Origin of the sequence: Flavimobilis rhizosphaerae, assembly GCF_014852685.1 — a bacterium.
GTDB classification, from domain to species: Bacteria; Actinomycetota; Actinomycetes; order Actinomycetales; family Cellulomonadaceae; genus Flavimobilis; species Flavimobilis rhizosphaerae.
Genome location: NZ_JACZDF010000005.1, coordinates 187,565 through 206,274, shown reverse-complemented (window position 1 = coordinate 206,274; position 18,710 = coordinate 187,565). Strand labels below are relative to the sequence as shown.

The following is an 18,710-nucleotide window of genomic DNA, read 5'->3' as shown; positions in this document are numbered from 1 at the left end:
ATCCGTCATCGTTCCGTCCGTCCAATCTCCGCCAAGCATGCTCAAGCTTCACGATTTTTGCAACAGAGCCTGTCTGCGTAACCGGCTCAAACGCGTCCACGCACAGCCCCGGGCGCCTTACCGCTGCTCGACATCGTGTACGGAGAGGCATCTGCGCAGGTCAGAGCCCTCGCCAGACGTCTCGCAGCACCATGTCGCCCGGGGGACCGTGGTGATTCATCTGATGCAATACGCAGACTAGGTTCTGACATAATGCACCTTATCGGCGAACAGGCAGGGCGTCCGAGGAGGGGCCTGCCGGCCGCAGGATCCTGCCCCTGATGAAGCTACGGGCGCAGCGCGCGCCGTCGCCGTTGCTGGCTGCACCGTGTTGCCGTCGAAGCCGCACCGTTGTGGCCGCCGGGTTCGCGACCAGCGTCTGAGCCGCCAGCCCTGGATCGTCGACGATCAGATGCTCCGACGGTTCGTGCACACGCAGCCCCGCACTCGAGCCTGTAGCTCCGGCGGCCCGGCTCTCCGCATCCGATCCGCCCTCGGGCCCGACGGCACCACCGATACAGCCCGTCACGGCGGGTCGAAAAAGATGGGATGAATTGAGATCGGAGGCAATCTGCTCCCCTCACTCTCTACGTTATGCCACGAACCCGGGCTTGCCGCAAGGCCCCCTGCAGGGCGCAGAATCACTCGCTCAGGCCACGCGGAGGACGGGACGTCCGGCCCCGCGCGACCTCGGACGGAGCCTCCCCATGCCCACTACACCCCGCACGTCGCACACCTCCGACTCCCCCACGACCTCTGACTTCACCACGACGTCCGACCTCGACACACACCTCGACAACGTCCTCGACGTCGCGCGGCTGGGTGCGCGCGCGACGGAAGCGCTCATCGGATCCGACGCCCGCCACCTCGCGGCCATTGCGCACGCGCTCGACACGACGCTCGCGACGCACGAGGCTCGCCTCGCCGACGCCCGGGCGACCCAGGCGCGCGACGGGCGCGCTGCAGTCGAGCGCGACCAGGCCGCGCGGCGTCTCGCGAGCCGCACGACGCAGCTCGCACTGCTGCGCGTCGATCTCTGCCTCGGGCGTTTCGTCCCGTCGGACGGCGGTGCACCCGTCTACGTCGGGCGTACGGGTCTGGCCGACGAGAACGGGACGCGCCTGCTCGTCGACTGGCGCACGCCGGCCGCCGCGCCGTTCTTCGCCGCGACGCGCGCGGAACCTCTCGGCGTGGCGAGCCGTCGCCGCTTCCGGTGGACCGCGGGCCGGCTCAGCGGCTTCTGGGACGAGATCCTCGACCCTGCGGCACCGACCGACGGTCTCGTGCCCGACGACGAGTCGCAGTTCGTCGCCTCGCTCGCGGGTGAACGCACGGACCGCATGCGGGACGTCCTCGCGACGATCCAGGCCGACCAGGATGAGGCGATCCGCGCGGACGCGCGCGGTGCACTCGTCGTCGACGGCGGTCCGGGCACCGGCAAGACCGTCGTCGCGCTGCATCGCGCGTCCTACCTGCTGCACGCCGACCCGCGTATCGGCGGCGTGCTCGTCCTCGGACCGTCGGAGCGGTACCTCGGCTACGTCGCGGACGTCCTGCCCGGCCTGGGTGACGAGGGCGTCGCGACCTGCACGCTGCGTGACCTCGTCCCGGAGGGCGCAACGGCCGTGCCCGAGGCCGATCCTGTCGTCGCTCGGCTCAAGGGTTCGCGTGCCATGGTCCGCGCGGTCGAGGCCGCCGTGCGCTTCTTCGAGGAGGCTCCCGCCGACGGCATCGAGGTCGAGACGTCGATCGGAGCGTTCACGCTCTCGGCCGACGACTGGGCCGATGCCGTCGACGCCCTCGAGCCCGGACTCCCCCACAACCTCGCCGTCGACGACCTCGTGCGCGAGCTGGCGCTCGTCGCGGCTCGCCACCAGGAGCCGCACGCGCCCGCGGCCGCCGATAACCTCGCCGCGGCGATCGCCCACGACCCGGCGTTCCGCCGGCAGGTGCGTCGCGCGTGGCCGCTCCTCGACCCTGCCGAGGTCGTCGCGGACCTCTGGGACGTCCCTGCCTACCTTCGCTACTGCGCACCACGACTCACGACCGACGAGCGAGCCGCCCTGCGGCGGGACGCGAGCGCCGCGTGGACGTTCGCGGACCTCCCGCTGCTCGATGCGGCCCGCGCCCTCGTCGGCGAGGCTGCCCGCGCCTCGCGCTCGGATGCCGAGCGCGAGGAGGAACGCCGGGTACGCGCCGAGGTGGCTGCCGAGCTCCGCGCGTCCGACGACGGCGGCGAGGGCCTCATGGCGCAGCTCGTCCACCCCGATCTCGCGGACACGCTGCTCGACGGAGACGACGCGGTCGACGGGGCCTCGCTCGACGGACCGTTCGCGCACGTCGTCGTCGACGAGGCCCAAGACCTCTCGGACGCTGCATGGCTCATGGCGCTGAGGCGGTGCCCGTCACGGTCGGTCACCGTCGTCGGCGACCGCGCCCAGGCCCGCGACGGGTTCGAGGGCACGTGGGCCGAGCGTCTCGGACGTGCAGGCCTGCCTGACGTCCGCGTGCAGACCCTCACGGTCGGCTACCGCACGCCTGCCGAGGTCCTCGAGGAGGCCGCGCCCGTCATCCGCGCCGTCCTGCCGGACGCGGACGTCCCGACGGCTGTCCGCCGCTCGGGTGTGCCGGTCCTGCACGCACCGCGCACGGCGCTCGACGAGATTCTTCGCGAGTGGCTCGACGCGTCACCGGGCGGACTGGCGGCCGTCATCGGCGATCCCTCCGTCCCTGACGGCCCGCGCGTGCGGTCACTGTCAGCCGTCGAGGCGAAGGGGCTCGAGTTCGACCTCGTCGTCCTCCACGACGACGCGCTCGGCAGCGGCGTCACGGGTGCCGTCGACCGCTACGTCGCGATGACGCGTGCGACGTCACGGCTCGTCGTGCTGCACGGCCGCTGAGCGCCGAGGTCGAGCACGTCGCCGAACCGTCCAGAGCCGCCGAAGACGCGCTACGCGCCCACGTACCGCGCAAGGTGCTCGCCCGTGAGGGTCGTGCGCTGCGCGACCAGCTCGGCGGGCGTCCCTTCGAAGACGATCCGTCCGCCGTCGTGGCCCGCGCCCGGCCCCAGGTCGACGATGTGGTCGGCGTGCGCCATGACGGCCTGGTGGTGCTCGACGACGATGACGCTGCGCCCCGAGTCGACGAGCCGGTCGAGCAGCGTGAGCAGCTGGGCGACGTCGGCGAGGTGGAGTCCGCTCGTCGGCTCGTCGAGCACGATGATCCCTCCCGCGTCGCCGAGGTGCGTCGCGAGCTTGAGCCGCTGGCGTTCGCCGCCGGAGAGCGTCGTGAGCGGCTGGCCGAGCGACACGTAGCCGAGACCGACGTCGACGAGCCGCTCCGCGATCGTGCGGGCCGCAGGCACCTTCGAGTCCCTCGCGCCGAAGAACGTCGCTGCCTCGGCGGCAGGGAGCGCGAGGACCTCGGCGATGTTGAGCCCGCCGAACCGGTACTCGAGGACGTCCGCCCCGAACCGCTTGCCCTCGCACTCCATGCACGTCGTCGAGACACCCGCCATCATGCCGAGGTCCGTGTAGATGACGCCCGCGCCGTTGCACGCCTGGCACGCGCCCTCGGAGTTCGCGGAGAACAGCGCAGGCTTGACGCAGTTCGCCTTGGCGAACGCCTTGCGCACGGGCTCGAGGAGCCCCGTGTACGTCGCCGGGTTCGAGCGTCGCGACCCCTTGATCGCGCCCTGGTCGACGACGACGACACCGTCGCGGCCTGCGACGGACCCGTGGACGAGCGAGCTCTTGCCCGAGCCGGCGACGCCCGTGACGACGGTGAGGACCCCGAGCGGTAGGTCGACGTCGACGTCCCGGAGGTTGTGGGTCGACGCACCGCGGATCTCGAGCGTTCCCGTCGGTGTGCGGACGTCATCCTTGACGGACGCACGGTACGCGAGGTGACGTCCCGTGCGCGTGTCCGAGGCGCGCAGCTCGTCGACCGTGCCCTCGAACGTGATCGTCCCGCCGGCCGATCCTGCACCCGGGCCGAGGTCGACGACGTGGTCGGCGATCGCGATCGTCTCCGGCTTGTGCTCGACGACGAGCACCGTGTTCCCCTTGTCGCGCAGCTGCTCGAGCAGGACGTTCATGCGCTGCACGTCGTGCGGGTGCAGGCCCACCGTCGGCTCGTCGAAGACGTAGGTGACGTCGGTGAGCGCCGAGCCCAGGTGGCGGACGAGCTTGGTGCGCTGCGCCTCACCGCCCGAGAGCGTGCCCGACGATCGGTCGAGCGAGAGGTAGCCGAGACCGATCTGGACGAAGTGGCCGAGGACCTCCCGCAGCCCTGCGACGAGGGGCGCGACGCCCGGGTCCGAGATCTTCTCCGCCCAGGCGAGGACGTCGGTGATCTGCAGCGCGCACACGTCCGCGATCGAGAGGCCCTCGATCTTCGAGCCGCGCGCTGCCGCCGTGAGCCGGGTGCCCTCGCAGTCGGGGCACGTCCGGAACGTCACCGCCCGCTCGACGAACGCCCGGATGTGCGGCTGCATCGCCTCGGTGTCCTTCGTGAGCATCGACTTGCTGATCTTCGGGATGAGGCCCTCGTACGTGAAGTTGTTGCTGCCGTACCTGATCTTCACGGCGTCCTTGTAGAGGAGGTCGTGCCGCTCGCGCTCGGAGTAGTCCTTGATCGGCTTGTGGCCGTCGAGCAGCCCCGACTCGGCGTAGATCTTCACGTACCAGCCGTCCGCGGTGTACCCGGGGACCTTGATGGCACCGTCGAGCAGCGAGAGCTCGGCGTCGAGGATCTCGTCGAGGTCGATGTCGTTGACACGTCCGCGTCCCTCGCAGCGCGGGCACATGCCGCCCGTCTGCGTGAACGTCGTGCGCACCGCCCTGGCGTTCGCCTTGTCGACGGTCATCGCGCCGCTCGCGTGGACGGTCGGGACGTTGAACGAGTACGCGTTGGGCCCACCGACGTGCGGCACGCCGAGGCGCGAGAAGAGGATGCGCAGGAGCGCATTGACGTCCGTCACCGTGCCGACCGTCGAGCGCGGGTTCGCACCGAGTCGCTCCTGGTCGACGATGATCGCGGTCGTCAGCCCCTCGAGGTGGTCGACCTCGGGACGCGCGAGCGTCGGCATGAACCCCTGGAGGAACGCCGAGTACGTCTCATTGATCATGCGCTGCGACTCGGCCGCGACCGTGTCGAAGACGAGCGAGCTCTTGCCCGACCCCGAGACGCCCGTGAAGACCGTGAGCCTGCGTTTGGGGATGTCGACCGACACGTCCTTGAGATTGTTCTCCCGGGCGCCCCGCACCCGGATGAGATCGTGCCTGTCCGCGATGTGCCGCGTGGCGTTCATCGTCCGTCCCCTCGTCGAGCTCGTCGGGCCATCCTCACACGTCACGGGGGTGCGAAGGGCTTCCCGGGTGAGCATCGTCACCCGGGGCCTCCCCCGGCGGCGTGGCGATCCGGGATAGAGTCTCCTCTGGTCCGGCGAGGTTTTCCACGGCACAATTCGTGAGACAGGACGAAAGGTCCCGTGCGCCCGCCTGGCCGGGTCCGCCCTCGGCGGACCCGCCCTTAGCACCGCCGCCCCGTGCGGCGGCCCAGCCCGTCCGACGAGCCGGAGCGACACCGGCGACGGCCGACATCACGACCCCGCTCAGCGTTTCACGGGACCTTCACGGCCACCGGGAACGTCTGCAGCGGCCGTGGCGTTGACCCGACTGGACACCCCTGCTGCACAACAGCCCTTTGGAGGACGAGATGGCCGACCGGTCGTTGCGTGGAATGAGCATCGGCGCGAAGAGCATGGAGAACGACGAGGGCGTCGATTTTGCCCCGCGTTTCCAGGCGCACTACGACTGCCCCAACGGTCACACGATCATCCTCCCGTTCTCGACCGAGGCCGACGTGCCGGTCGAGTGGGAGTGCCGTTGCGGCGAGACCGCGCTCCTGCGGGACGCGGACAAGCCTGAGCCCAAGGCGACCAAGCCCGTGCGTACGCACTGGGACATGCTGCTCGAGCGGCGCACGATCTCCGAGCTCGAGGAGCTGCTCGACGAGCGTCTCGGTCTCCTGCGCGCCGGAAAGCTCCGCCGCTCCGCCTGAGCGCACCCCCTCCGACGGCGTCACGAGCGCCGCACGGAGAACGTCGAAGGGGCCCCGACCGCACCTGGTCGGGGCCCCTTCGGCATGTCGGTCAGCGCGCGGACGCGCCCTTCGAGCCACCGGGGAAGAGCCCGCGCACCTGACGTGCACGCTTCTGCACGCCCCACACGGTCACCTTGCCGAGGGCCTCGACGATGATGTTCCGGCTCATCTTCGAGACACCGGCCTCACGCTCGACGAACGTGATCGGCACCTCGGCCACCTTGCCGCCTGCCTCGACGACGCGACGGGTCATGTCGACCTGGAAGCAGTAGCCCTGCGAGGACACGGACGGCAGGTCGAGCCGCTCGAGCATCTCCGCGCGGAACGCCCGGAACCCAGCGGTCGCGTCGCCCACCGGCATGCCGAGCATGACGCGCGTGTAGAGGTTCGCACCCCGCGAGAGCACCTCGCGGTGCTTCGGCCAGTTCTCGACCTCTCCCCCGGGCACCCAGCGCGACCCGATGACGAGGTCCACCCGCGGGTCCGCGGAGATCCGCGCGAGGAGGTCGGGCATCTGCTCGGGACGGTGCGAGCCGTCGGCGTCCATCTCGCAGATGATCTCGTAGCCGCGCTCGAGCGCCCAGCCGAAGCCGGCGACGTACGCGGTGCCAAGCCCCTGCTTGCCCTCGCGGTGGAGAACGTGAATGGCTGGGTCGACCTCCCCCATCTCCTCCGCGAGGCGACCGGTGCCGTCGGGACTGCCGTCGTCGACGACGAGGACGTCGACCCATGGTGCCGCGGCACGCAACCTCCCGACCGTTCCCGGGAGCGTGAGCGACTCGTTGTAGGTGGGGACGACGACGAGGGTACGCGGAGCGTCCCCAGGTCGTGCGCCGTCGGTGGCGGACATCGTCACTTCCTTCGTGAACGGGAACGGGCACCGGAGACGATACCGACTCCGACGAGCAGAGACGCTCCGAGAGCGACGGCAAGCTCGATCCAGCCGCCGAGGACGACCGCCGGGGTCGACGACGTCCTCAGGGGGACCTCGGCGAGCAGCTGCTCGGCCGTGAAGAGCCCGGTGCGCTCGAGCACACGGCCGGCAGGGTCGACGACGCCGCTCACGCCGACCGTCGAGATCTGGATCGCGGCGCGCCCCGTCTCGATCGCGCGGAGCCGCGTCATGGCGAGCTGCTGGGTCGACTCCGCGGTGTAGCCGAAGTTCGAGTTGTTCGTCGGGACGAGGAGGAGCTCCGCCCCGGCCTGGACCGCGCTGCGGGCGATCCGGTCGTACGCGACCTCGAAGCAGATGATGGGTGCGACGACGACGTCGCGTCCCAGCCGCTCGACCGGCACAGGGACCGCCCCGACCTCGGTTCCGGGGAGCATGTCGGTCTGCACGAGAGCGACCTTGTCGGAGAGCTTCTCGAAGAGCCCGCGCCACGGGATGTACTCGGCGAACGCCGCCGGGACCTGCTTGGCGTAGACCTGCGTGATGCCCGCGTCGGGCGTCCACAGCACGGCCTGGTTATAGCGGCCACCCTCGACGTACTCCTGCGTCCCGAAGAGCAGGGGGACCCCGGCTGCCTCGACGGCCTGCTCGATGAGCGCGTGGCCTTGCGTATTCGCGCGCGGGTCGACGTCGGACGCGTTCTCGGGCCAGACGACGAGGTCGAGACCGCCCTCTCCCGCGCGCTCGGCGACGGCGTGCGTGCCGTCGACGTGGTTGCCCGTCACCTCGAGCTGGTGCCCGAACGACCCCGACCCGGGCTCCGCGACGTTGCCCTGCACCGCTCCGACACGGAGCGTGCCAGTCTCGGCCCGTGTCGCCACCGGCACGAACATGCCCGACGCGGCCACGGCAGCCGCGACGATGACCGCGCCTGCAGGCCCGGTGAGGCGGAGCTGGACGAGCCGGACGACGCCGAACGCGAGGAGCCCGGCGACGAACACGGTCGCGGCGGACACGAGGGGCGCGCCCCCGAGCCAGGCGAGCCGGCCCAACGGGGAACCTGCCTGCGAGAACGCGATGCGACCCCACGGGAAGCCACCGAACGGGTAGTGCGAGCGCAGCAGCTCGACTGCGGTCCACACGACCGCGAGCACCGCGGGCTGGAGCCACTCACGGCGGGCGAGCCACGGGGCACGGCGCGCCCACGCGAATGCGGCACCGGCGAGGGCCACCATGCCGGCCTGGGCGACGGACAGCGCGGCCCAGGGCAGCGCACCGACGGAGACGTCGGCCCAGACGATGTGCGGCAGGAAGAACGCCATCCCCCACACGAACCCGAGCCCCGCCGAGCGCCACGCGTTCCGGCCGTCGGTGCCGGTGGCGTGAAACGTCACCGCGAGGAGCGCCACGCCGAGGATCGCGAGCCACCACACGTCCGTGTCGGGGAAACCGAGGTTCGTCACCCAGCCGCCGAGGGCTGCGAGTGACGCGACGAGGAAGCCTGGGACCCTGCGGGCGTCGGTCGGCTCCGGCGCGGTGGGCGCTGGAGCAGGTCGCCGGCCCGTACGTGCCGTCACCATCGTTCGTGGAGGACGACGCCGTCACGCAGCGTCATGTGGCAGGTGGGAGCGGGCTCGTCGGGGCCCAGCGCAGGCAGGAGCGGCGTGCCCGCGCGCGCGTCCGTGCTCCACGACGTCCCCGGCGTCTGCGGACCCTGGACCGCGAGGTGCGCGGAGCGCCACACCGCAAGGTGCGCGGGAGCACCGAGACGGATCTCACCGGCACCCGTGTGGTCGAGGTTCGCGAGGCGCCAGCCGCCGCGCGTGTGCGCGCGGAACGCGGCGCGCGCCGAGATGCGCTGGTCGGCAGAGTGGAGCAGGAGCGCCCCGGCGACGGCCGCCCACGGGTCGAACGGTGTCACGGGGGTGTCGGACCCGAGCGCGAGGGGGACGCCCGCGCCCGCGAGGTCGGCGAGCGGCGTCGTGTCGGTGGCACGCGTCGCTCCGAGGCGCGACGCATACATGCCCGATGGGCCGCCCCAGCGCGTGTCGAACGCCGGCTGGACCGACAGCCGCAGGCCGAGCAGGACGAGCGCGGCGAGAGCCGGAGCACCGACGAGCAGCGCGTGCTCGACCCGGTGGCCGCGGGCTCGCACCGCCGCGAGCCCCTCGAGGTCAGCGGCGGTCTCGAGCCCGAGCAGCACCTCCTGAAGCGCGCGGTCGCCGATCGCGTGGAAACCTGCCTGGACGCCCGCGCGGGTCGCTGCGAGGACGTGCATCGTGATCTGCTCTGCCGAGATGTGGAGCGAACCCGCCCCACCCTGGGGGTCGTCCGCGTACGGTGCGGCGAGCGCGGCCGTGCGCGAGCCGAGCGAGCCGTCGACCGCGAGGTCGCCGCCGACGCCCGTAAGTCCGGGGATGTCGTCGAGCAGTTGCTGGACGTCGGTCGTCGTCTCGCACAGCTCGCCGCGGTACCCGACGACGAGCGGCAGCCCCGACGACGCGTCGGCCGTGCGCGCGAGCAGGTCGGCGAGGCCGGCCCGGGAGTCCATGCCCGGCAGCGACATCTCGTGGACCGCAACGATGCCGCGTTCCGCCGCGGTGCGCAGCGCAAGATCGGTGAGCTCGGCGTGCCGACGCGCCGCATGCTCCGCGAGGTACGCGGCGACGGCGGCGTGGGCCGCTCCCGTCACCGGTCCGTCGTGGCTCCACCCGCCGAGGTCGGCGAGTCCCAGGCGTGCGGCGAGCGACGTCGAGACGAGGCTCGAGTGCTGGTCGGTGCGAACGAAGGCCGCCTCGCGCTCCCCCACCGCGTCGTCGAGCGCGGCACGGGAGGGCGCATGCACCTCCTCCCACCTGGACTCGTCCCAGCCGTGACCCACGACGGGCCCCTCGGAGGACGTCGCGCGCTCGCGCGCGATCCGTGCGAGATCGCTCGCGGAGCGCGCCGCCCCCACGTCGAGGCCGTCGAGCACCTCGCCCGTGCGCAGCAGGTGCACGTGCGAGTCGACGAAGCCCGGGGCAACGAGCGCACCGTCGAGATCGACGACACGGTCGGCACGCTTCGCGAAGCCGTCGGCCGTGTCCTCGGCGCCGAGCCAGGCGACGACACCGTCCTCGACGAGCACCGCCTCGGCGAAAGGATCGGCGGGCGAGTGCACGACGCCGTTGCGGAAGAGGATCGAGCTCACGACCTGACGATATGCCACGTCGACCGTCTCACCCGCACCGACGAGGCCGCTCAGACCCCTGCGTGAGCGACAACACCTCGACGCACCGCGTCGACCGCCTGCCGGGCGGCCTTCTGCGTGCGCGCGTCGGGTGCGGCGATCGTCAACTGGTCGAGGACGTCGACGATCTGCTTGCAGATGCGCACGAAGTCGCCGGCGGCAAGCTCCGTGCCGCGCAGCACGTGCTCGAGGCTGCGGCCCGCAGCCCAGCGGTGGACGGCCTCGACGAGCTGGAACGACGGGGGCGGGGTCGCGTCGAGCCGGTGCGCCGTCTCGAGGTCCTCGAGCCGCGACCACGCGCGGACCGTCGCGTCGAGCGCGAGCGCGAGACGCCCGTCGGGCCCTCCCGGCACGCGCGGCTCCTCGACCTCCTCACCACGAGGCTCGTGGACGACCGCCGTGACGACCGCGGCGAGCGCCGGCGCGTCGAGGTCCGCCCACGCTCCGTGCCGCAGACACTCCGCGACGAGCAGGTCGTTCTCCGCATAGATGCGCGTGAGGGCCCGGCCGTGCGACGTCACCCGCAGCTCGGGAGTGCCGTCACCGGCAGGAGCCAGATAGCCGAGGTCGACGAGAAGCTCGCACACCCGGTCGAACTGCCGGGCGATTGTGCCCGTGCGGCCGGCAATGCGGCGCACGAGCGCCGCGTGGTCCTTCGTGAGCCGCGCGTGGCGCTCCGCCCAGCGCGCATGCTGCTCGCGGTCGGGGCAGCGGTGGCACGGGTGCGCGCGCAGCGTGCGGCGCAGCGCCTCAAGCTCGGCGTCGTCGGCCGCAGCGGACCTGGCCTTCGACCGCCGCGACGGCGTCGCGTCGAGACCCGCGACCGCCGCCCTGAGCGACGACGCGAGGTCACGGCGGTCGCCGGGCCGACGCTCGTCGAACGCACGCGGCACCCGCACCTCGGCGACGACCTCGACGGGACCGAGGAGGTCCGCCGGATCGATCCGGCGCACCTTGCCCTGCTCCGAGAGGACGACGGGCTGGCCGGGGCCGAACCGTTCGGGGCTGGGCCCCGCGAGGACGACCGCATGGGCAGCGCGCCGACCCTCGCCGACCGCGACGACGTCCCCGCGGCGCAGCGCGCCGAGCGACTCGAGCACCGCCCGCCGTCGGGCGCCGGCGTCAGCCTTGCGGAGGTCGCCCTCGCGCTGCGCGACACGCTGCCGGAGCCGCGCGTACTCGGCAAAGTCGCCGAGGTCGCAGGCCATGGCGGCCGCGTAGCCGTCGAGCGCCTCGGACTGCTGGCGCGCCTGCGTCGCCAGGCCGACCGCGCCGCGGTCCGCCTGGAACTGCGCGAAGCTCGTCTCGAGGACCTCGCGCGTGCGCGCACGGCCGACCGTGCCGACGAGGTTGACCGCCATGTTGTACGTCGGGCGGAAGCTTGAGCGCAGCGGGTACGTGCGCCGTGACGCGAGGCCCGCGAGCACGACCGGGTCGAGCCCCGGGTGGTCGAGCACGACGGCGTGCCCCTCGACGTCGATCCCGCGCCGCCCGGCACGCCCCGTGAGCTGCGTGTACTCCCCCGGCGTGAGGTCCGCGTGCCCGCGCCCGTCCCACTTGACGAGCTTCTCGAGGACGACGGTGCGCGCCGGCATGTTGATGCCGAGCGCGAGCGTCTCCGTCGCGAAGACCACCTTGAGCAGCCCGGCCGCGAAGAGCTCCTCGACGGTCTGCTTGAACTGCGGCAGCATCCCCGCGTGGTGCGTCGCGAGGCCGCGCGCAAGCCCCTCGATCCACGACGCGTACCCGAGGACGCCGAGGTCCTCGGCCGGCAGGTCCGCGCACCGCTCGTGCGCGAGATGCCGGATGCGCACCTCCTCCTCGCGGGACGTCAGCGAGATGCCGAGACCGAGGCACTGTGCAAGCGCCGCCTCGCAGCCCGCGCGCGAGAAGATGAAGTGGATCGCGGGCAGGAGGCCGGCGGCATCAAGCGTGTCGACCGCCGCCGCGCGCGACACCTGACGTCCGCCGTGCGGTCCGCGGCGGCGCGGCTCCGGCCGACCGCGGCCGCGCCGAGGACCAGGCCCCGGGTCGAGCCGCCGGACGGCCTGCGCAAGATCCGGGTTGATCGGTGGGTTGACGCCCGGGTCGGTCGGGTCGACGTGGCCCGCGTAGAGGTCGAGGATCTCGGCACGGCGTCCGCGCCGTGGCTCGTCGTCCGACGGACGTCCGCGGAGCATGACGTGCTGCAACAGCGGCACGGGCCGCCGCTCCGAGACGACGACGGCGGTCTCGCCGCGGACCGTGCCGAGCCAGTCCCCGAACTCCTCCGCGTTCGACACCGTCGCGGACAAGGACGTCACCTGGACGTCTTGCGGCAGGTGGATGATGACCTCCTCCCAGACTGGCCCGCGGAACCGGTCCGCGAGGTAGTGGACCTCGTCCATGACGACGTGTCCGAGGCGGTCGAGCGCGGGCGACCCCGCGTACAGCATGTTCCGCAGGACCTCGGTCGTCATGACGACGACGTCCGCGTCACCGTTGATCGAGACGTCGCCCGTGAGCAGGCCGACGCGCTCCGCGCCGTGACGTCGCGTCAGGTCGGTGTACTTCTGGTTCGACAGTGCCTTGATGGGCGTCGTGTAGAACGCCTTGCGGCCCTGCTCGAGCGCGAGGTGCACGGCGAACTCGCCGACGACGGTCTTGCCGGCGCCCGTGGGGGCGGCCACGAGCACTCCCTGCCCGTCCTCGAGCGCGCGGCACGCCTCGACCTGGAAGTCGTCGGGCTCGAACCCGAGGTGCGCGCGGAAGCGTCCGAACGCCGAGGCCTCGTCGGCCGCGCGTACGCGGGCGAGCGCGTACCGCTCGGCCGGCGAGAGGTCGGCGGGCGCGTGGTCCTCCGGGCTGCTCATGCTCCCAGCGTAGGCGGACGTCAGGCGAGGAGCGTCACGGCGCCGCGGTGGATCTCGACCCGCAGCGGCAGGGGTCCGATCTCCTCACCGTCGGCCATGGCGACTGGCGGGGTGCGGCCGAGGTCGGAGGGCTCGACGGTGACCGACGTCGTCCGCGAGATCGTCACGGCCGGATGCGAGATGTGCGTGCCCCGGTAGAGCCGAGGGAAGAGGCCGACTGTCTGCATCCGGCGCAGCGGTCCGGCGGTCACGAGGTCGAGCTCACCGTCGTCGATGCGCGCGCCAGGAGCAACCTGCAGCCCACCGCCGAACATCGGGGAGTTCGCCACGGCGACGAGCGTCCCCGCGGAGAGCCACTCCGAGGTCGTTCCGTCCGGGTGGTCCGCGCGCACGCGGTAGCCGAACGGCAGGAAAGCACCCAGCTCGCCGACGACGGCCCGCAGGTACTTGAGGTGTCCGCGCGGGAACGACAGCCGGTTGGCGCGCGCGTTGACGGCAGCGTCCAGCCCGGCGGAGAGGACGCCCGCGAACCAGCGGCCGTCGAGCGACCGGGGCGGCGCCACGTGGGCCGCGTCGACCGCCCGCGTGCGCCCCTGGGCGAGCGCGTCGAGCACGACGCGCACCGCTGCGTCGACCCGGTGCAGCGGAAGGCCTGCGGCGCGTGCGTAGTCGTTGCCGGAGCCGACCGCGACGATGCCCAGGGGCGTGCGCGTCGTCGCGACCGCGTTGAACCCCAGGTGCACCATGCCGTCCCCGCCGACGACGACGAGCGCGCTCAGCCCGTCGGACACACCCTGACGGGCGCGGTGCACCGCGTCGAGGAGGGTCTCCCCCGAGAGCTCGACAACCTCGTGGCCCGCGGCCTCGAGGAGCTCGCGGGTGCGGTCGCCTGCACGCGCCCCGCGGCCACGACCCGACGTCGGGTTGACGACGAGCCCGACGGGCCCGGCAGGGGTGGTCACAGGCCGTCGGCCTCCTCGGCGAGGGCGCGTCGACGGTCGACGCGGCGGTCATGAAGCATCGCGATCCCGACGGCAGCGGCGTAGAGCACGAGGATCGGCAGCGTCATGAGGAACATCGTGAGGACGTCGGTCGTCGGCGTCATCATCGCGGAAAACGTAAACGCGAGGACGACCGCCCAGCGCCACCCCCGCAGCCAGGTGCGGCCGCGGACGAGACCGACAAGATCGAGCGCGACCATGACGACCGGCAGCAGAAACACGAGCCCGAAGGCGAGGATAAACTGGGAGACGAAGGTCAGGTAGGCCTGCGCGTCCTGGAGGTTTGTCGCACCGGCGGGGACGAACATCACGAGGATGACGACGGCCCGCGGCAGCACCCACCACGCGAGCGCGGCGCCCGCGAGGAAGAGCGGGACGCCCGAGGCGACGAAGGCCGCGGTGCCCCACTTCTCACGGCGAGTGAGGCCGGGTACCACGAAGGCCCATGCCTGGTAGAGCCACCACGGGCTCGAGACGATGAGCCCGATCCACACCGACAGCCTGATCTGCATGTCGATCGCGGTGAACGCGCCAGCGAAGTTCAGTGCGACCGTCCGGTCCTCCCTGGCAGCGACCTCGAGGATCGGTGCCTGGAGGAGATCGAACACGTGGGGGTAGAGAAACCAGCCGACGACCGCACCGAGGAGAATGCCGAGCCCGGCGAGGACGACGCGGTTCCTTGCCTCGAGGAGATGGGCGCGCAGGGGCATCCGCCCGTCGCGCGGGCGACCGGTGCGTGGCACGCCTCAGGCCTTGGGCGCGTCATCCCCGGCCGGACCGGCCGGCTGCTGCGGGGCGGCCGGCTGCTGCGGCTCGGCCGGCGCCGACGGGTTCGTCGGGGCGGCCGGCGTCGCGTCCTCGTCGTCGGCCTTCATTTCACGGACCTCCTTCTTGACGATCCGCATGGACCGGCCGAGGTTCCGAGCGAGGTCAGGCAGCTTGCTCGAGCCGAAGAGCAGCACGATGAGCAGGAGGATGATGAGGATGGCCCACGGGTGCTCGCGCAGCATCATGAGAAGGAACTCCAGACGTCGACAGGTGGACTCATCTTAGGCTGCGTGCCGCCTTCCGACGACGGGCGTCCGTTTAGCGCCACACCTGTGCCCAGCGTTCCCAGACCTCGGGACGGGGACGGGCGCGGTGCGCGCGGGTGCGGGCACGGCGGTCATCGATCGCTCGGCGCAGCGGTGACGGGTCCAGCCCCACCGTGACCTCTATGGGGGCGAGGGCATCGAGCCGTGCGTCGGTGCGAGCGGTGGCCTCGTCGACGACGTCGCCGATCCGGTCGCCCGACGTGCCGAGCTCACGCACGAGGCCCTTGCCGTGCCGCCACACCTGACGCCACGCGAGGAACCCTGCGGCGAGCGCGCCGAGGGTGAGGGCCGTCCAGATCCAGAACCACACGGCGTCAGGCTATCCGTCGTACGCCTCGAGCGCCGCGGCCGCGGCGCTCGTGACGGCCGCGTGAAGCTCGGCCGGGGAGATCGCGAGGACGTTCTCGGCCTCCTCGAGGACGAGACGCACGAACCATCCGGTGTCACGAACCACGAGATCGATCTCGAAGGCACCGTCCGAGAGCTCACGGACCGCCTCGACGGGGACGGACTCGGCGATCCAGCGCGCCGGGCTCGCGAGCGCGAGCGTCGCGAGGACCGCGCCGTCCCCGGGTGCCGGCCGGAACGTCGGCGCGTCGGTGAGCTCGGGGTGCGGCGAGGCAGGGTCCTCGAGGACGGTCGCCTCGAGGATGCGGTCGACGCGGAAGCTGCGTCCCGCCTGCTCGCGCAGGCAGAACGCGACGAGGTACCCGTGGGAGTCCTCGGTCGCAAGACGCACCGGGTCGACGTCGCGCTCGGAGACGACGTCGGACGCGGAGACGTAGCGCAGCCGCAGACGCCGCCCGTCCGTGAGGGCCCGCACGAGCGCGGCACGTACCGCGACGGGCGCTGCGGCACCCAGGTCGACGTCGACGAGCGCCGCCGTGCTCGCTGCTGCGCCGGCCGCGCGCGTGAGCACCGCGAGCGTCGACGCGACCTCCGCCGCCTCACGAGGCTGCAGCTCGGGGTCGAGGCCTGCGGCGAGGGTCCGCAGCGCCGCGACGAGCGCGACAGCCTCGCGCGTGCTGAGTCGCAGGGGGCGCGCCATGCCGTGGGGCTCCCGCAGCGCGACGTACCCGTCCTCCTCGTCGAGGTCGAAGTCGATGAGGTCCTCGGGGCCGTGCCCCGGCAGCCCAGCGACGAACAGCAGGTTGATGTCCTGGAGGATCCGGCGCGGCGTCACCTCGAAGCGCTCCGCGAGCTCGTCGAGCCGCCACGACGCATAGCCGGCGTCGACGACATCGTCACGCCCGAGGAACGCGAGCAGGCCGAGGAGCCGGACGAGACGGTCGGGTGCGTTCTCAGCCACGGTCGGGCTCCTCGTCGTGCGCTGCGCCCGGCGTGCCGAGCGGGATCGCGGCTGCGGCGCGGAGCCGGCGCGCCACCGCCTCGCGGAGCTCGTCCGGCTCGAGGACGACGACGGCGTCGCCGTATGACGCGACGAGCCGCGCCCCCTGCTCGAGGTCGTCGAGCGTGAGGTCGACAAGGTCACGGCCCTCGGCGCACCCGCAGGCCTCCGTCGCCTCGGACGGGCGCCCCTGCGCGCGCAGCGCGGTCGCCCGGCCCGGCGTGATCGCAAGGAACGCCTCGACCTGCGCACTGCGGAGACCGAGCATCGCCTCGACGTCGACGCTCCCGGGGATCTCGAATGCGCCAGCCTCGCCGACCGTGCCGACGGACCCGTCGAACCGCGAGAGCCGGAACGCGCGGGCCGCCTCGCGGTCGCGGTCCTGACCGAGGAGGTACCAGCCGCCGCGCCTCACCGCGAGCCGCCACGGCTCGACCGTGCGGACCGCCACCTCGCCCGTGCTCGCGGCGCGGTAGCGGAACCGTACGGCCGTGCGCGAGTCGATCGCGTCGACGAGCGGGCCGTAGGCACCGCCGGCGGCGCCGACGCGCAGGGCGAGCGCGCCGAGGCCGTGCGTGTCGACGTCCGGGTCCCCGAGCGCCCGCAGCTTCGTCACCGCGCGTCGGGACTCCGCGCCGAGCGCGCCGTCCCGCCACAGCTGGGCCGCGACGGAGAGCACGCCGAGCTGCGACGCCGTGAGGTGGACCGGCGGCATGTCGTAGGACTGCATGTCGAGCCAGTAGCGGATCGAGTCCTGGAACGTGTCCTCGGACATGCTCAGCGGGAACCCGAGCTCGCGCAGCGTCGTCTTGTCGCGCTCGAAGAGCTTCTCGAACGCGTCGTCGGTGCGAGGTTCCGTATACCCCTCGACGGTCGCGCGGATCTGGGCGCGCGTGAGCCCGTGCCCGGAGTTGACGAGGGCGATGACAAGGTTGAGGAGCCGTTCGTCGGCCCGGGTGCGCGTGGACATCGAGGTCAACGGTAGCGCCCGGTAGCGTGTCCGGGTGATCAGTTGGCGCGAGGGTTCGGTGGTGTCGCTCGGTCGGTCGTGGCCGGGGGCGTGCGAGGCGGTGGTCCGGCTCGCTGCGGGCGCGGAGGTCCGGGCGCTCGCCTACGTCGATCTTGTGGGGTCCCTGCAGGTCGGCGACCGTGTGCTGCTCAACGCGACGGCCCTCGAGCGCGGCCTGGGAACGGGCGGCTACGCACTCGTCGTCGCACTCCCCGACAGGCTGCCGCCCGACGCCCCCGCCGGGCCGGGGCATCTCGTCAAGGCGCGGTACTCGCCGCTGCAGACGATGGTCCTCGGCGCCGACGAGCAGGAGTCCGAGCATCACGAGCTGCTCCGCGACGCCGACGACCTCGACGGGCTGCCCGTCGTCGTCGCCGACCTCCACTCGGCGCTGCCGGCGGTGCTCGCTGGCGTGCGCGCCGCCTGGTCGGGGCCGCGCCCGCCGCGCACCGCCTACGTCATGACCGATGGCGGTGCGCTGCCGCTCGCGTTCTCGCGGACCGTCGCGGGCCTGCGTGAGGCCGGATGGCTCGACGCGACCGTCACCGTCGGGCAGGCGTACGGCGGCGACCTCGAGGCCGTGAGCCTGCACTCGGGGCTCCTCGCGGCACGGCACGTGCTCAGCGCCGACGTCGTCGTCGTCGCGCAGGGCCCCGGGAACCTCGGCACAGGCACACGATGGGGCTTCTCAGGGGTCGCGGCCGGCGAGGCGCTCAACGCGGCACACGTGCTCGGCGGGCGGGGCGTCGCGGCGCTCCGCGTCTCGACGACCGACGCCCGCGCGCGACATCTCGGTGTGTCGCACCACTCGCTCACCGCCGTCGGCCGCGTCGCGCTCGCGCCGTCGGACGTCGTCGTGCCCACCGTCACCGACGAGGTCCCGGTCCCGGGCGGTGCCGACGCGCTGCGCGCGGCATTCCGCGCCGCCCGCCCCCTCCTCGAGGCGGGACGGCACGCTCTCGTCGACGTCCCGGCGGACGCAGCGCTTCTCGCAGCACTCCGCGGCACCCCGGTGGGCCTGTCGACGATGGGACGCGACCTCGAGGCCGACCCGTGGCCGTTCCTCGCGGCCGCCGTCGCCGGCGTGCACGCGGCTCACCTCACCAGCCTCCCTCGGGCATCGCGCTGAGCCCCGTACGCT

Annotated in this window: 14 protein-coding genes; 3 read left to right on the top strand and 11 right to left on the bottom strand. The window is 72.6% G+C overall.

Annotated features, from left to right (window positions below; translation table 11 throughout):
* The first annotated feature begins 746 nt into the window (after window positions 1–746).
* Window positions 747–2,939 carry an RNA polymerase recycling motor ATPase HelR gene (helR, locus tag IGS67_RS10660; RefSeq protein ID WP_192280656.1) on the top strand — a complete coding sequence of 731 codons (2,193 nt, stop codon included), beginning with the start codon at window positions 747–749 and terminating at the stop codon, window positions 2,937–2,939.
* A gap of 50 nt (window positions 2,940–2,989) precedes the next feature.
* On the opposite strand, the gene IGS67_RS10655 is transcribed toward helR, so the two are convergent.
* Window positions 2,990–5,350, bottom strand: coding sequence for an ATP-binding cassette domain-containing protein (locus IGS67_RS10655; RefSeq protein ID WP_192280653.1), 2,361 nt, complete (start codon window positions 5,348–5,350; stop codon window positions 2,990–2,992).
* 407 nt (window positions 5,351–5,757) lie between these two features.
* Here IGS67_RS10655 and IGS67_RS10650 point away from each other — a divergent pair, with 407 nt between their 5' ends.
* Window positions 5,758–6,102, top strand: coding sequence for an RNA polymerase-binding protein RbpA (locus tag IGS67_RS10650; RefSeq protein ID WP_102508689.1), 345 nt, complete (start codon window positions 5,758–5,760; stop codon window positions 6,100–6,102).
* A 91-nt stretch (window positions 6,103–6,193) separates the two neighbouring features.
* On the opposite strand, the gene IGS67_RS10645 is transcribed toward IGS67_RS10650, so the two are convergent.
* The 10 genes from IGS67_RS10645 to IGS67_RS10600 all read right to left on the bottom strand — a co-directional run bounded on the left by IGS67_RS10645 (window position 6,194) and on the right by IGS67_RS10600 (window position 17,530).
* A complete protein-coding gene (locus IGS67_RS10645; protein WP_192280650.1) occupies window positions 6,194–6,994 on the bottom strand; it encodes a polyprenol monophosphomannose synthase in 801 nt (266 codons plus the stop codon).
* A gap of 2 nt (window positions 6,995–6,996) precedes the next feature.
* Window positions 6,997–8,613 carry an apolipoprotein N-acyltransferase gene (gene lnt, locus IGS67_RS10640; protein ID WP_328742415.1) on the bottom strand — a complete coding sequence of 539 codons (1,617 nt, stop codon included), beginning with the start codon at window positions 8,611–8,613 and terminating at the stop codon, window positions 6,997–6,999.
* On the bottom strand, window positions 8,610–10,226 hold the full coding sequence (locus tag IGS67_RS10635) for an amidohydrolase (RefSeq protein WP_192280644.1): 1,617 nt from the start codon (window positions 10,224–10,226) through the stop codon (window positions 8,610–8,612). The genes lnt and IGS67_RS10635 overlap by 4 nt, the downstream gene beginning before the upstream one ends.
* Window positions 10,227–10,276: 50 nt before the next feature.
* Window positions 10,277–13,117: a DEAD/DEAH box helicase gene (locus IGS67_RS10630; RefSeq protein WP_192280641.1), complete on the bottom strand. Its 2,841-nt coding sequence runs from the start codon at window positions 13,115–13,117 to the stop codon at window positions 10,277–10,279.
* A gap of 20 nt (window positions 13,118–13,137) precedes the next feature.
* Window positions 13,138–14,079 carry a diacylglycerol/lipid kinase family protein gene (locus tag IGS67_RS14185; protein ID WP_192280638.1) on the bottom strand — a complete coding sequence of 314 codons (942 nt, stop codon included), beginning with the start codon at window positions 14,077–14,079 and terminating at the stop codon, window positions 13,138–13,140.
* A complete protein-coding gene (gene tatC, locus IGS67_RS10620; protein WP_328742412.1) occupies window positions 14,076–14,861 on the bottom strand; it encodes a twin-arginine translocase subunit TatC in 786 nt (261 codons plus the stop codon). The genes IGS67_RS14185 and tatC overlap by 4 nt, the downstream gene beginning before the upstream one ends.
* Before the next feature lie 3 nt (window positions 14,862–14,864).
* The gene (tatA, locus tag IGS67_RS10615; protein ID WP_235978076.1) at window positions 14,865–15,128 is read right to left on the bottom strand and encodes a Sec-independent protein translocase subunit TatA; all 264 of its coding nucleotides are present in this window, start codon (window positions 15,126–15,128) and stop codon (window positions 14,865–14,867) included.
* A gap of 76 nt (window positions 15,129–15,204) precedes the next feature.
* Window positions 15,205–15,522: a hypothetical protein gene (locus IGS67_RS10610; RefSeq protein ID WP_192280635.1), complete on the bottom strand. Its 318-nt coding sequence runs from the start codon at window positions 15,520–15,522 to the stop codon at window positions 15,205–15,207.
* A gap of 9 nt (window positions 15,523–15,531) precedes the next feature.
* On the bottom strand, window positions 15,532–16,521 hold the full coding sequence (locus IGS67_RS14420) for a helix-turn-helix transcriptional regulator (RefSeq protein WP_192280632.1): 990 nt from the start codon (window positions 16,519–16,521) through the stop codon (window positions 15,532–15,534).
* On the bottom strand, window positions 16,514–17,530 hold the full coding sequence (locus IGS67_RS10600) for a helix-turn-helix transcriptional regulator (protein ID WP_192280629.1): 1,017 nt from the start codon (window positions 17,528–17,530) through the stop codon (window positions 16,514–16,516). The genes IGS67_RS14420 and IGS67_RS10600 overlap by 8 nt, the downstream gene beginning before the upstream one ends.
* 34 nt (window positions 17,531–17,564) lie before the next feature.
* Here IGS67_RS10600 and IGS67_RS10595 point away from each other — a divergent pair, with 34 nt between their 5' ends.
* Window positions 17,565–18,698 (top strand): DUF3866 family protein, encoded by a 1,134-nt coding sequence (locus IGS67_RS10595; protein ID WP_192280626.1) that lies wholly within the window; start codon window positions 17,565–17,567, stop codon window positions 18,696–18,698.
* Window positions 18,699–18,710 lie beyond the last annotated feature (12 nt).